Origin of the sequence: Streptomyces boncukensis (assembly GCF_011045075.1) — a bacterium.
Lineage (GTDB): Bacteria > Actinomycetota > Actinomycetes > Streptomycetales > Streptomycetaceae > Streptomyces > Streptomyces boncukensis.
Genome location: NZ_JAAKZZ010000190.1, coordinates 1 through 12,571, shown reverse-complemented (window position 1 = coordinate 12,571; position 12,571 = coordinate 1). Strand labels below are relative to the sequence as shown.

Genomic DNA, 12,571 nt, shown 5'->3' with positions numbered 1-12,571 from the left:
CTCTCCCCGTGCCCCCGCGCGACGGGGGAGGCGGCGCCGCGCGGGGGCACGGGGAGAGGGCGCCCGAACATCTTCCAGGCGTCCCTTCGCGAGAGACTCCCGCCTCGGGGTCCGGCTCCGCCTGCGGGTACGGATTCGCCGCTGTGACCGGCGTCCGCTGCCGGGTAGCGGCTGCCCCGGTCCGGCCCGCGCGGGCTGCCGGTTGTCGGGGCGGCCGGGGTTCGCGCCGGCCGCTGGGGAAGCGCCACCCCCGCGCGGGCGCGGCGGCGGAGGTAGACCAGGCTCGTCACCCCGATCGCGGCGACCCCCAGCACCGCCGACTCGCCCATCGTGTCCCAGGCGCGGAGGTCCACCAGCGTGGTGGCGACCACGTTCTTCACCCCCTCGTGCGCCGTGGCCGACCCCAGCGCCTGACCCGCCGTCGGCGGCGCCGGCCGCGCGGCGGCGGCCAGATACGTCAGCCCGGCGACCAGGCCGCCCGCCGCGAGGGCGAAGACGAGCTGCGTCGCACGCCGTACCCGCAAGCCCCGGCGGCCGTCGGGGAACCGCACCGGCAGCCGCCGCAGCACCAGCACGAAGACGATCAGCGAGACCGTCTCCACCGCGAACTGCGTCAGCGCGAGGTCCGGCGCACCGTGCAGGACGTACAGCACGCCTGTCCCGTAGCCGGTGACCCCGACGAGCACGGCGGCCTTCAGCCGCTCGCCGGCCGCCACGCACAGCAGCGCGACGGCGCACACCCCCACCCCGACGGCGAGTTGCGGCACCGAGTCGAACCAGCGCGGCTCCGTCAGCTGCCGCCACGGCCGGTCCACGGCGAGCGCCGCGCCCTCGCAGCCGACGAGCACGACGAGCGCGGTGCCCAGGTAGACCCGCAGCGAGCCGCGCTGCACCACACCGGTGACCTGGAGGGAGAGCCACTCCAGGCTCCACAGCGTGCGCGCGAAGACCCGGTCCCCGTCGAGCCGCGCGAGCCACGCGCCCAGCCGCGCCGCCGGGCGCCCGGCGAGGAAGAGCAGCGCACCGGCCGCCCAGGCGAGCGCGGACAGCCCGAGCGGCAGCCCGAAGCCGTGCCAGAGCGCCAGGTGGACGGGCTCGGCGCCGTGCGCGGGGACGGTGTGCGCGTACTGCGACAGCAGCGGGTCGAGCCGGCTCGCCCCGGGGCCGAGCAGCAGCGCGGTCGCGGCGCAGAGGGCGGGCGGAACGCACAGCGCGGCTCCCGGACGGTGGATGAGCGGCGTGTCCGGGAGCCGGGGTTTCCGCAGCAGGACGCCCCAGAGGAAGCGCAGGGTGTACGCGGTCGTCAGCGCCGAGCCCGCGACGACGGCGGCCAGCGCCCACGCCCCGGCGGCGTCCCCCTCGGCCAGCGCCTGGACGGCCGCCTCCTTCGCGGCGAAGCCCAGCAGCGGCGGCAGCCCCGCCATGGACAGCCCGGCGAGCACGGCGACGGCGCCCACCCAGGGCATCGCGCGCCCCACGCCGGACAGTTCGCGCAGATCCCGGGTGCCGGTGGCGTGGTCGACGACACCGACGACGAGGAAGAGCGGGGCCTTGAACAGCGCGTGCGCCAGGATCATCGCGGCCCCGGCCAGCGCCGCGCTCCGGGTGCCGTCCCCGACGAGCAGGGTGAGGAAGCCGAGTTGGCTGACCGTGCCGAAGGCGAGCAGCCGCTTCAGGTCGGTCTCGCGCAGCGCCCGCCACCCGCCGAGCAGCATGGTGGCGCCGCCCAGCACCAGCACCGCGGCCCGCCAGGGCACCACATGTGCGAAGGCGGGCGCGAGCCGCGCGACGAGATAGACCCCGGCCTTGACCATCGCGGCGGCGTGCAGATACGCGGAGACAGGGGTGGGCGCGGCCATCGCGCCCGGCAGCCAGAAGCTGAACGGCCACACGGCCGACTTCGTCACAGCGCCCGCGAGCACCAGCACCAGCGCGGCGGACAGCAGCGGCCCGGCGGGCGGCGGATCGGCGACCAGGTGCGAGACGCGGTAGGTGCCGGCGGCGTGACCGAGCATCAGGAAGCCGACGAGCATCGCCAGTCCGCCGAGGGTGGTGACGAGCAGGGCCTGCAGCGCGGCCCGCCGATTGGTCCTGCGCTCGGACAGGTGTCCGACGAGGAGGAAGGAGAAGACCGTGGTCAGCTCCCACATCACATAGAGCAGGATCAGATCGTCGGCCAGCACCAGCCCGAGCATCGCCCCGGCGAACGCGGTGAGCGTCCCGGCGAAGGCGCCGAGCCGGCGCTCGTCCGCGCCGAAGTACCCGGCGCAGTAGACCAGCACCAGCGCGCCGACGCCGCCGGCGATGAGCACCATCAGCAGCGCGAGCGCGTCGCAGCGCAGCGCGAGCCCGACCCCGAACCGGGGGATCCACCCCCACCAGGCGGTGGGCGGGTGCCCGGCGGTCACGTCCGTCCAGCGGACCCCCGCCCACACGGCGGCGGAGCCGGGCACCAGGGCCAGCGCCAGGAACGCGCGCGGCCCCCATCGCCACACCAGCGGCGCCGCACAGCATGCGGCGCCGAAGTGGACGAGGATCAACCACAGCACTCACCGAGAATTACATAAGAGTGCCGCAATACCCTGCAAATCGGGCAAAAGTTACTTTGCTACTTTGGTGACGCCTTGGATCCTTCGGAGGCGGTGCGCCCCGCACTCCCGGAGCCCCCGGAGTCCTTGGAGCCCCCGGAGTCCTCGGAGCCCGCACCGTCCTCGGAGCCCCCGCTGTTCTCGGCGGAGCCCCCGTCCCCTGCACCGGCGGGCTGCGGCTCGACGACCTCTTCCCGGCCCGGCCGCTTCTTCGCGGACAGCACGATGAACACCACGGCGGCCACGAAGACGAAGATCGCCGTCCAGTTGTTCAGCCGCATCCCCAGGATGTGGTGCGCGTCGTCCACCCGCATGTACTCGATCCAGAAGCGCCCGGCGGTGTACCCGGCGACATAGAGCGCGAACGCCCGGCCGTGCCCCAGCCGGAAGCGCCGGTCGGCCCAGATCACCAGCAGCGCGACGCCCACGCACCACAGCGATTCATAGAGGAAGGTGGGGTGGTACGTCGCCAGGTTCCCGGTGTCGGCGGGCCGGTGCTCCGGGTCGATCTTCAGCGCCCAGGGCAGATCCGTGGCCTTGCCGTACAACTCCTGGTTGAACCAGTTGCCCCAGCGTCCCAGCGCCTGCGCGAGGACGATGCCGGGGGCCACAGCGTCGGCGTACGCGGGCATCGGGATGCCGCGCCTGCGGCATCCGATCCAGGCACCGAGCCCGCCCAGCGCGATGGCGCCCCAGATGCCCAGGCCGCCGTCCCAGATCCGGAAGGCGTCCACCCAGTCGCGGCCGTCGCCGAAGTAGAGCTGGTAGTCGGTGATCACGTGGTAGAGCCTGCCGCCGAGCAGGCCGAACGGCACGGCCCAGACGGCGATGTCGGCCACCGTCCCCGGCTGCCCGCCCCGCGCGACCCAGCGCCGCCCGCCGAGCCAGACCGCGACGAAGATGCCGAGGATGATGCACAGCGCGTAGCCGCGCAGCGGGATCGGCCCGAGGTGAATCTCACCGGCCGAGGGACTGGGGATAAAGGCAAGGGTCTCCATGGCCCCCCCGACGCTACCGTGCCCGGCGGCGACCCGCCTATCCGCCCTTCTATCCGGCCTTCTGCTCGACCTTTTTCTTCAGCTTCGCCGGGGTGAGGGGGTTGGACTGGTCGCTGTAAATGTTCTCCCCGTCGAGCAGGATCGTGGGCGTGGCGTCGTGGTCCGAGTTGCGGAAGGCGTCGTTGGACTCGGTCACCCAGGACTCGTGCTCGCCGCTGTTCACGCACTTCCGGAAGCTCGCGCCGTCCAGGCCCTTGACCTTCTTCGCGAGGGACAGCAGCCGCTGCTCGCTGCCGAAGGCGTCGTCCTGCTCCTCGGGCTGGTTCTGGTAGAGCACGTCGTGGTAAGCGGAGAACTTCCCCTCGTCCCGTGCGCAGGCCGCCGCGTTCGCCGCCTTCTTCGAGCCGCTGCCGCCGAGATTGCCGTCGATGAGGGTGACGAGGTGGTACTCGGTCCTGAGCTTGCCCGCCCGCTCCAGGGCGTGGACGGTGTCCCGGTACTGGTTCTCGAACTGGGCGCAGGCGGGGCACCGGAAGTCCTCGTAGACCGTGAGCTTGGCGGGAGCGCCCGCCTTGCCGACGGTGATCGGCTTGGCGTCGCTCCCCGAGCCGCCGCTGTCCTTGTTCTGCTCGGCGACGACGACGCCGACCACGCCCGCGACGACGAGGACGCCGACGACGGCCGCGCCCACCTTGAGCGTGCGGCGCCGCTTCTCGGCGGACTTCTCGCGGGCCCGTTGCGCGCGGAGGCGCTCACGTGCGCTGTGTTTCTGAGTCATCACACCCAGAGCCAACGAGTTGTGGTCGGGGCGAAAGCCGACGTCTCACCTTTTTCACCTGAAAGTGGCGGCCCTCGCTGTTTCCCCGCAGGGCACAGACAAGGGCCGCCCCGACCCGGCAACCACGATCCGCGGGGGCACCCGCTAACCGCGGCGGACGCCCTCCGCGAGGTCGGCGGCGAGCGCACGGAGCTCCGCGAGGCCCGCCTCCAGGTCGCCGTCCGCATCCAGCAGCCGCCGCACGAACGCCGAGCCGACGATCACCCCGTCGGCGAACCGCGCCACCTGTGCCGCCTGCTCGGCGTTGGAGACACCGAGCCCCACGCACACCGGCAGCTCCGTCGTCGCCCGGACCCGGGCGACCAGCGACTCGGCGTCGCGGCCCACCGACTCCCGGGTGCCGGTGACGCCCATCAGCGACGCCGCGTACACAAAGCCGCTGCCCTCCGCCGTGATCCTGGCCAGCCGCTCGTCGCGGCTGCTCGGCGCGACGACGAACACGGTCGCCAGCCCGGCCGCCTCCGCCGCCTTCCGCCAGCCCTCGGACTCCTCGACGGGCAGGTCGGGGAGGATGCAGCCCGCGCCGCCCGCCTCGGCGAGCTCCCGCGCGAAGCGCTCGGCGCCGTAGCGGTCCACCGGGTTCCAGTACGTCATCACCAGCACCGGCTTGCCGGTCGCCGCGTGGGCCTCGCGGACCGTCCGCACGACGTCCGCGATCCGTACGCCGCCGCGCAGCGCGATGTCGTCGGCGGTCTGGATGACCGGGCCGTCCAGCACCGGGTCGCTGTGCGGCAGGCCGACCTCGACGATGTCGCAGCCGCTCTCCAGCAGCGCGGTGCAGGCGGCGATCCCGCCCTCGACGGTCGGGAACCCGGCGGGCAGATAGCCGACGAGCGCCGCCCGGTTCTCGGCCCGCGCTGTGGCGAGGGCCGACTCCAGCAGGGCGCCCCGCTGGGGATGCGCAGTTCCGCTCACTTGGTCTCTCCCGCGTCCTCGTTGCCACCGTCGCCGTCGCCGTCGCCGCTGCCGTCGCCGCTGCCGTCGCCGTCATACAGGCCGAAGTACCGCGCGGCCGTGTCCATGTCCTTGTCGCCGCGCCCGGAGAGGTTGACGAGCACGACCCCGTCGGGTCCCAGCTCCCTGCCGAGGTCCAGGGCCCCGGCGAGGGCGTGCGCGCTCTCGATGGCCGGGATGACACCCTCCGTCTGCGACAGCAGCCGCAGCGCCCGCATCGCCGCATCGTCGGTGACGGGCCGGTACTCGCCGCGCCCGCTGTCCTTCAGATACGCGTGCTCGGGGCCGATCCCGGGGTAGTCCAGCCCGGCGGAGATCGAGTACGGCTCGGTGATCTGCCCCTCGTCGTCCTGCAGCACATAGGAGCGGGAGCCGTGCAGGATGCCCGGCTCCCCGGCGGACAGGGTCGCCGCGTGCTCGCCGGAGTCGACGCCGTGCCCGGCGGCCTCCAGGCCGACGAGGCGCACGCCGGGGTCGTCCAGGAAGGCGTGGAAGAGCCCGATCGCGTTCGAGCCCCCGCCCACGCAGGCCGCGACGGCGTCCGGCAGCCGCCCGGCGCGCTCCTGGATCTGCCGGCGCGCCTCGACGCCGATGACCCGGTGGAAGTCGCGGACGAGCCGCGGGAAGGGGTGCGGGCCCGCCGCCGTGCCGAAGAGGTAGTGGGTGCGGTCCACGTTGGCCACCCAGTCCCGGAACGCCTCGTTGATGGCGTCCTTCAGGGTGCGGCTGCCGGAGGTGACGGGGACGACCTCGGCGCCCAGCATCCGCATCCGGGCCACGTTCAGCGCCTGCCGCCGGGTGTCGATCTCGCCCATGTAGATGGTGCAGTCGAGGCCGAAGAGCGCGCAGGCGGTGGCGGTGGCCACGCCGTGCTGGCCCGCGCCGGTCTCGGCGACCACCCGGGGCTTGCCCATCCGCCGGGTGAGCAGGGCCTGGCCGAGCACGTTGTTGATCTTGTGTGAGCCGGTGTGGTTCAGGTCCTCGCGCTTGAGGAAGACGCGGGCGCCCCCGGCGTGCCGGGCGAAGCGGGGGACCTCGGTGAGCGGGCTGGGGCGGCCGGTGTAGTGGGTGAGCAGCTCGTCCAGCTCGGCGGCGAAGGCGGGGTCCGCCTTCGCCTTCTCGTACTCGGCCGCGACCTCGTCGACGGCGGCGACGAGGGCCTCGGGGATGAACTTGCCGCCGTACGCGCCGAAGTAACCCTGGGCGCTGGGCACCCGGCCCTCCGGGTCGGGGATGAAATGGTGCTGGTCGGACATCCGACGGTGCTCCTTGCGGGATGGTGGTTGCGGTTGCGGCGGGGCGGCGCCCGTCCGGGGCACGGGGCCCATGTCCGTTGCGGCTCCGCCGCGGCAGGGGCCCCACATCACCCGCAGACCGCGACGCGCCACCAGGGGCAGCCCCGCCCCGGCAAGCTCCGCCTAGAAGACCCGCTCCCGCCATCGGCGTCCCCGTACCTGCCCCGGCTCGCACCCGATGTGGTACCGGACCCGCCGCCCCAGCGCCTTCCGCGCGGGCGCGCGGCACCCCCGCGGGCGGCACCCCCGCGCCAGCCGGGCGTAGCGGATGTCGGCGGACACGGAGCGTCAGCCCCGCCCGTGCCGCAGGGCCGGGTGCGCGCCCGCTGCCACCAGGTCCGCGACGGCGGCCTTCGGGTCCTTCCCCGTCACCAGGGACTCCCCCACCAGCACGGCGTCGGCGCCCTCGTTCGCGTACGCGATCAGGTCGTGCGGGCCCCGCACCCCCGACTCGGCGACCTTCACGACCTGGTCGGGGATCTCCGGGGCGATCCGGGTGAAGTTGCTCCGGTCGACCTCAAGCGTCCTCAGGTTCCGGGCGTTGACCCCGATGATCCGCGCCCCGGCCGCCAGCGCCCGCTCGGTCTCGTCCTCGTCGTGCACCTCGACCAGCGGCGTCAGCCCGATGGACGCGGCGCGCTCGACCAGCGAGACCAGCGCCTCCTGCTCCAGCGCGGCGACGATCAGCAGCACGACGTCGGCGCCGTGCGCCCGCGCCTCCCACAGCTGGTACGAGGAGAACACGAAGTCCTTGCGCAGCACCGGCACATCGACCCGGGCGCGGACCGCGTCCAGGTCGGCGAGCGAGCCGGCGAAGCGGCGCTGCTCGGTGAGGACGGAGATGACGGCGGCCCCGCCCGCCTCGTAGTCCGCCGCGAGGCCCGCGGGGTCGGCGATGGCGGCGAGCGCCCCCTTGGAGGGGCTGGAGCGCTTGACCTCGCAGATGACCCGGACGCTGTCGCCCTTGAGGGCCGCGACCCCGTCCTTCGCCTGGGGGGCCCGGGCCGCGCGCTCCTTGAGCTCGTCGAGGCTGACGCGCGCCTGCCGTTCGGCGAGGTCCTCACGCACGCCTTCGATGATCTCGTCGAGCACACTCACGCGAGCGGCCCCCTTCTTGGCTGGTGCGGCCCCCACAGGTCTCTGTGGGGGATGGTCAGGTCGGGCACTGCGATGGTATCCGCCGGGGGACGGAGGCCCCGCATCCGGTTGACCTTAATCCCATAAAACCGGCAAAACGGCGGACCGGCGCGGCCGGGGCCTCCCCAGGTCAGGGCGCCAGCGCGGAGCCGAGGGGTGTGTTCCGGACAATCGTGAAACCGAGCACCAGCGCGAGCCCGGTCCAGCCGTGCCAGGCGCGCGGCCGCACCGGGAGCGTGTACGGGCGCCCGCGCGCGGTGCGGACCGCCCAGTACGTCCAGCCCACGGCGAAGAGCACGAAGGCGGCCACGGCCAGCGCGTTCGCGCCGAGCGCCGCGCCCAGGTCCCCGTGCGCGACGGCGTACGCGCTGCGCAGACCGCCGCAGCCGGGGCAGAGCACACCGGCGACGGAGCGCACCGGGCAGGCCGGGAAGTGGCCCGGCTCCCGCGGGTCGACGGCGGCCACATACGCGAAGGCCGCGCCCACGCCGGCGAGGACGCCGACGGGCGCGGCCAGGCGCGGCACCGCTGTCAGCAGCCGGTGCCGCGCCGGTGCGGCGTACCCGCGCCGCTCGGTCAGGAGTGCGCCTCCGCGGTCTGCGGCTGCGCGGCCGGCGCCGTCGCCGTCGCCGTCGCCGTCGCCGGCGACGCGGCGGCGGCGGAGTCCGCGGCCTCCTCCTTGCGGGCCTGGAGCTGGGCCTTGGTCAGCCCGGCCGCATGCGACTGGCCGAGGCCCATGGCGCGCATGACCCCGCCGACCACGGCGCCCAGGGCGATCAGGCCCAGGCTGGCGATGACGCCGGCGGGCGAGGGCACCACCATGAAGACCGAACCGGTGCAGAAGCCGATGAAGGCGATGATGACGCCGGTCCACGCGGCGGGGGTGTGTCCGTGGCTGTGCGCCATGTGTGCTCCTTGTGTGCGTGTGCGAGTACGCCTGTTGTCCGCGGCGGGCCCGTCCGCGCGACGCCCGCCATCCCCTATTGTCCCTCGGTCCTCAGGCGGTGCCGTGCGTGGGGTCCTCGCCCCGGTCCAGGGCCTTCCACAGGTCCTCGGGGCGGTCCGGGTCCACCCGGCGCGGGCGCGCCGCGGGCCGGGGGCGGCGCGCCGTGCGCTCGTAGCGCGCGCTCCCGGACATCGACGGCCACGCGCGCCCGTACCGCAGCGCCAGCAACCCGGCGGCGGCCAGCAGCAGACCGCCGACGGCCGAGACGTACGGCCAGGCCGTCAGATCCACGGCGCCCACGCCACTGCCGCTCAGCCCCGAGGTCTGGGACGCCTGCTCGGCGAGCGCGCCGCGGTCGTCGGCGGCCAGCAGCGCCGAGGCGATCACTCCGACGCCGCACAGCGTCAGCAGCGCGGCCACCGCCACGCGCCCCGTGCGGCGCACCGCGAAGACGGCCACCAGGGCGGCGAGGCCGACCAGCGCGAGCGCGCTGGGCAGCCCCGTGACGTCGCTGCCGTTCGCCTTCACCGGCACCGTGCCCTGCGCGAAGGCGGCGGTGGACTCGCTCCAGGTCTGCCCGGCTGCGACCAGCGCGAGCGCTGCGCCCAGCGCGCCGCAGAGCAGCGCGACGGCGAGCGCGCGCCGGACCGCGCGCGGGCGCGGGGACGGAGCGGAGGATGCAGAAGTCACCCCTCCACGCTACCCCCGAGCCGCTCGGCGGTCCGGACCGCCCTCAGCACGGCCGCCGCCTTGTTCCGGCACTCGGTGTCCTCGGCGGCCGGATCGGAGTCGGCGACCACGCCCGCGCCCGCCTGGACGTAGGCGGTGCCGCCGCGCAGCAGCGCCGTACGGATGGCGATGGCGGTGTCGGAGTCGCCCGCGAAGTCGAGGTAGCCGACGCAGCCGCCGTAGAGGCCGCGGCGGGTGGGCTCCAGCTCCTCGATGATCTGCAGCGCCCGCGGCTTGGGCGCCCCGGAGAGGGTGCCCGCCGGGAAGCAGGCGGTCAGCGCGTCGAACGCGGTGCGCCCCTCGGCGAGCGTCCCGGTGACGGTGGACACGATGTGCATCACATGGCTGTAGCGCTCCACCGACATGAAGTCGACGACCTCGACGCTGCCCGGCTCGCACACCCGCCCGAGGTCGTTGCGGCCCAGGTCGACCAGCATGAGGTGCTCGGCGCGCTCCTTGGGGTCCGCGAGCAGCTCCTCGGCGAGCGCGCTGTCCTCGTGCGGGGTGGCGCCGCGCGCCCGGGTCCCCGCGATGGGGTGCAGCATGGCCCGCCCGTCCTCGACCTTCACCAGCGCCTCCGGGCTGGACCCGACCACGTCGAAGCCCTCGAAGCGGAACAGGTACATATACGGGCTCGGGTTCGTCGCCCGCAGCACGCGGTAGACGTCCAGCGCGCTCGCCGCACACGGCGCCTCGAACCGCTGCGAGGGCACCACCTGGAACGCCTCCCCCGCCCGGATCCGCTCCTTGATGTCCGTCACCCACGCCTCGTACACCGCACCGCCCGACCGGGCCGTGAAGTCGGGCAGCTCGGACGGCGGCAGCGCGGCCGGGGGCACCGGGGCCGGGCGCGCGAGATCGGCGGCCATCGCGTCGAGGCGGCGTACGGCGTCGGCGTACGCCTCGTCGACGCCCGTCTCCAGGTCGTTGTGGTTGATGGCGTTGGCGATCAGCAGCACGGTGCCGTCGCGGTGGTCCAGCACCGCGAGGTCCGAGGTGAGCAGCATCGTCAGCTCGGGCAGCCGCAGGTCGTCCGCGGCGCTGTCGCCGGTCCGCTCCAGCCGCCGCACGACGTCGTAGCCGAGGTACCCGACCATGCCGCCGGTGAACGGCGGCAGGTCGCCCCCCTCGTGCAGGTCGCGCGGGGTGTGCAGGGCCTCGACGGTCGCGCGGAGGGCGCGCAGCGGGTCGCCGCCGGCGGGCACGCCGACGGGCGGCGTGCCCAGCCAGTGCGCCTCGCCGTTCCGCACGGTCAGGGCGGCGTCGCTCCGCACGCCGACGAAGGAGTAGCGCGACCAGGTGCGCCCGTTCTCGGCGGACTCCAGGAGAAAGGTGCCGGGGCGTTCGGCGGCGAGCTTGCGGTACAGGGCGATCGGGGTGTCGCCGTCGGCGAGGAGGCGCCGGGTCACGGGGATGACCCGGCGGTCCTTGGCGAGGGTGCGGAACGCGTCGAGGGTGGGGGCGGGGGCGCTGCGGCTGGTCATGAGCGCAGAGCGTAGTGGGTACGGGTGCGGTGGTCGCGCCCCTCGATCCCGGGCACCGGCATCCCGCCGGGCAGGGGCTGCCCCGTACGCCACGTTGCGGCCCGCGGCTGTGCCGTCGGCTGGCCGCGCAGTTCCCCGCGCCCCTTCGGAGCGCCGAACACCGGCGGCCTGTTATCCGCCGAGTGGAAGAGGGTCACCGTCGAAGCACGTACGGGTACCGGTGTGACAGGCCGGGCCCACCTGGTCGACCTTGACCAGCACGGTGTCCGCGTCGCAGTCCAGCGCCACGGACTTCACCCACTGCACATGCCCCGAGGTGTCGCCCTTGCGCCAGTACTCCCCCCGGCTCCGGCTCCAGTACGTCGCCCGGCCGGAGGCCAGCGTGCGGGCCAGCGCCTCGTCGTCCATCCAGCCCAGCATCAGCACCTCACCGGTGTCGTGCTGCTGGGCGATGGCGGGGAACAGGCCGTTCGGGTCGCGCTTGAGGCGGGCCGCGAGGTCCGGGTCGAGGGAGCTCTGCAGGGACATGCGCTCCATTGTCGCGCATACGCGCCGTGCGCCACGCGCGCGCTCCGCTCTGTCCACGCGGCGGAGTGCGGAACAATGAACGTATGTCAACACACGCCAAGCGGGAACGCCTGCTGCTCGCTGATCTGTTGGAGACCCACGGCCCGGAGGCCCCGACCCTCTGCGAGGGCTGGACGACCCGGGACCTGGCCGCGCACGTGGTGATGCGCGAGCGCCGCGCGGACGCGGCGGGCGGCCTCGTGGTCAAAGCGCTCGCGACGCGCATGGAGCGAGTGCGCACGGAGTTCGCGGCCAAGCCGTACGAGGAGTTGATCCAGCTCATCCGCACGGGGCCGCCCCGGATGTCGCCGTTCACCCTCAAGCAGGTGGACGAGGGTGCGAACACGGTGGAGTTCTTCGTGCACGCGGAGGACGTGCGGCGCGCGCAGGAGGACTGGACGCCCCGCGAGCTGGACCAGGTCTTCGAGGACGCGCTCTGGCACCGCCTGGAGCGGGCCGCGCGGGTCCTCGGCCGCAGGTCGCCGGTGGGGCTGGTGCTGCGCCGCCCGAACGGGGAGACCGCGGTGGCCCACCGGGGCACGCCCGTGGTGACGGTCACGGGCGAGCCGTCCGAGCTGCTGCTGTTCGCCTGGGGGCGGCAGGAGGTGTCCCGGGTGGAGCTGGAGGGCGACAAGGACGCGGTCGCCAAGGCGCACGAGGCCGCCCTGGGCCTGTGACCGGCGCTCACGCGGAGTCCGGGGGCGGTGCGGCGGCGCGCGCCGGGGGCCGCCCCGGACCGGCCCCGGAGGGGGCGAGGGCTCACCTCGGCAGCTCGCCGCGCACATAGCCGCCACCGGCCAGCGGGAGCACCGCCAGCGCGCCCAGCGCGCCGCAGCCCGCGAACACCGGGGCCGCGCCCCACTCCGCCACGGCGGCGCCGACGACCGGGTACGTCAGGGGCGCCAGCCCCCCGCGAGCTGGACCAGGTCTTCGAGGACGCGCTCTGGCACCGCCTGGAGCGGGCCGCGCGGGTCCTCGGCCGCAGGTCGCCGGTGGGGCTGGTGCTGCGCCGCCCGAACGGGGAGACCGCGGTGG

General features: G+C 74.5%; 13 protein-coding genes and 1 pseudogene. 2 read left to right on the top strand and 12 right to left on the bottom strand.

Annotation, left to right across the window (positions count from 1 at the left end):
* From G5C65_RS18960 to hisI, 12 genes are all read right to left on the bottom strand, one after another.
* A partial coding sequence (locus tag G5C65_RS18960; RefSeq protein WP_165300058.1) for a Na+/H+ antiporter subunit A occupies nucleotides 1-2,549 on the bottom strand: 2,549 nt, incomplete at its 3' end.
* A gap of 59 nt (nucleotides 2,550-2,608) precedes the next feature.
* Entirely contained in the window at nucleotides 2,609-3,586 is a 978-nt protein-coding gene (gene lgt, locus G5C65_RS18955; RefSeq protein ID WP_165300057.1) for a prolipoprotein diacylglyceryl transferase, read from the bottom strand.
* Between the two features lie 49 nt (nucleotides 3,587-3,635).
* The gene (locus G5C65_RS18950; RefSeq protein ID WP_165300056.1) at nucleotides 3,636-4,364 is read right to left on the bottom strand and encodes a DsbA family protein; all 729 of its coding nucleotides are present in this window, start codon (nucleotides 4,362-4,364) and stop codon (nucleotides 3,636-3,638) included.
* A 144-nt stretch (nucleotides 4,365-4,508) separates the two neighbouring features.
* Nucleotides 4,509-5,339 (bottom strand): tryptophan synthase subunit alpha, encoded by an 831-nt coding sequence (trpA, locus tag G5C65_RS18945; protein WP_165300055.1) that lies wholly within the window; start codon nucleotides 5,337-5,339, stop codon nucleotides 4,509-4,511.
* A complete protein-coding gene (trpB, locus tag G5C65_RS18940) occupies nucleotides 5,336-6,634 on the bottom strand; it encodes a tryptophan synthase subunit beta (protein ID WP_165300054.1) in 1,299 nt (432 codons plus the stop codon). Before trpB ends, trpA begins: the two co-directional genes overlap by 4 nt.
* A 162-nt stretch (nucleotides 6,635-6,796) precedes the next feature.
* Nucleotides 6,797-6,955, bottom strand: a complete 159-nt coding sequence (gene trpM / locus G5C65_RS40760) for a tryptophan biosynthesis modulator TrpM (RefSeq protein WP_420903333.1) — start codon at nucleotides 6,953-6,955, stop codon at nucleotides 6,797-6,799.
* A gap of 6 nt (nucleotides 6,956-6,961) precedes the next feature.
* The gene (trpC, locus tag G5C65_RS18935; protein ID WP_165300053.1) at nucleotides 6,962-7,771 is read right to left on the bottom strand and encodes an indole-3-glycerol phosphate synthase TrpC; all 810 of its coding nucleotides are present in this window, start codon (nucleotides 7,769-7,771) and stop codon (nucleotides 6,962-6,964) included.
* Nucleotides 7,772-7,940: 169 nt separating this feature from the next.
* Nucleotides 7,941-8,336, bottom strand: a complete 396-nt coding sequence (locus tag G5C65_RS39355; protein WP_165300052.1) for a DUF2752 domain-containing protein — start codon at nucleotides 8,334-8,336, stop codon at nucleotides 7,941-7,943.
* A gap of 50 nt (nucleotides 8,337-8,386) precedes the next feature.
* The gene (locus G5C65_RS39350; protein WP_165300051.1) at nucleotides 8,387-8,716 is read right to left on the bottom strand and encodes an HGxxPAAW family protein; all 330 of its coding nucleotides are present in this window, start codon (nucleotides 8,714-8,716) and stop codon (nucleotides 8,387-8,389) included.
* Between the two features lie 91 nt (nucleotides 8,717-8,807).
* On the bottom strand, nucleotides 8,808-9,446 hold the full coding sequence (locus G5C65_RS18920) for a TIGR02234 family membrane protein (RefSeq protein ID WP_165300050.1): 639 nt from the start codon (nucleotides 9,444-9,446) through the stop codon (nucleotides 8,808-8,810).
* A complete protein-coding gene (locus tag G5C65_RS18915) occupies nucleotides 9,443-10,969 on the bottom strand; it encodes an anthranilate synthase component I (protein ID WP_165300049.1) in 1,527 nt (508 codons plus the stop codon). Before G5C65_RS18915 ends, G5C65_RS18920 begins: the two co-directional genes overlap by 4 nt.
* 171 nt (nucleotides 10,970-11,140) lie before the next feature.
* Nucleotides 11,141-11,497: a phosphoribosyl-AMP cyclohydrolase gene (gene hisI / locus G5C65_RS18910; protein ID WP_165300048.1), complete on the bottom strand. Its 357-nt coding sequence runs from the start codon at nucleotides 11,495-11,497 to the stop codon at nucleotides 11,141-11,143.
* 83 nt (nucleotides 11,498-11,580) lie between these two features.
* Here hisI and G5C65_RS18905 point away from each other — a divergent pair, with 83 nt between their 5' ends.
* Both G5C65_RS18905 and G5C65_RS39345 read left to right on the top strand, forming a co-directional pair.
* Nucleotides 11,581-12,213: a TIGR03085 family metal-binding protein gene (locus tag G5C65_RS18905; RefSeq protein WP_165300047.1), complete on the top strand. Its 633-nt coding sequence runs from the start codon at nucleotides 11,581-11,583 to the stop codon at nucleotides 12,211-12,213.
* A gap of 228 nt (nucleotides 12,214-12,441) precedes the next feature.
* Nucleotides 12,442-12,571 (top strand): annotated as a pseudogene (locus tag G5C65_RS39345) (TIGR03085 family metal-binding protein); the annotation flags it as partial.

Bases quoted from the DNA above. Each gene is read 5' to 3' on its own strand.
- G5C65_RS18915 (WP_165300049.1), bottom strand. From the start codon at position 10,969: ATGACCAGCCGCAGCGCCCCCGCCCCCACCCTCGACGCGTTCCGCACC.
- G5C65_RS18905 (WP_165300047.1), top strand. From the start codon at position 11,581: ATGTCAACACACGCCAAGCGGGAACGCCTGCTGCTCGCTGATCTGTTG.
- G5C65_RS18950 (WP_165300056.1), bottom strand. From the start codon at position 4,364: ATGACTCAGAAACACAGCGCACGTGAGCGCCTCCGCGCGCAACGGGCC.
- G5C65_RS39350 (WP_165300051.1), bottom strand. From the start codon at position 8,716: ATGGCGCACAGCCACGGACACACCCCCGCCGCGTGGACCGGCGTCATC.
- lgt (WP_165300057.1), bottom strand. From the start codon at position 3,586: ATGGAGACCCTTGCCTTTATCCCCAGTCCCTCGGCCGGTGAGATTCAC.
- hisI (WP_165300048.1), bottom strand. From the start codon at position 11,497: ATGTCCCTGCAGAGCTCCCTCGACCCGGACCTCGCGGCCCGCCTCAAG.
- trpB (WP_165300054.1), bottom strand. From the start codon at position 6,634: ATGTCCGACCAGCACCATTTCATCCCCGACCCGGAGGGCCGGGTGCCC.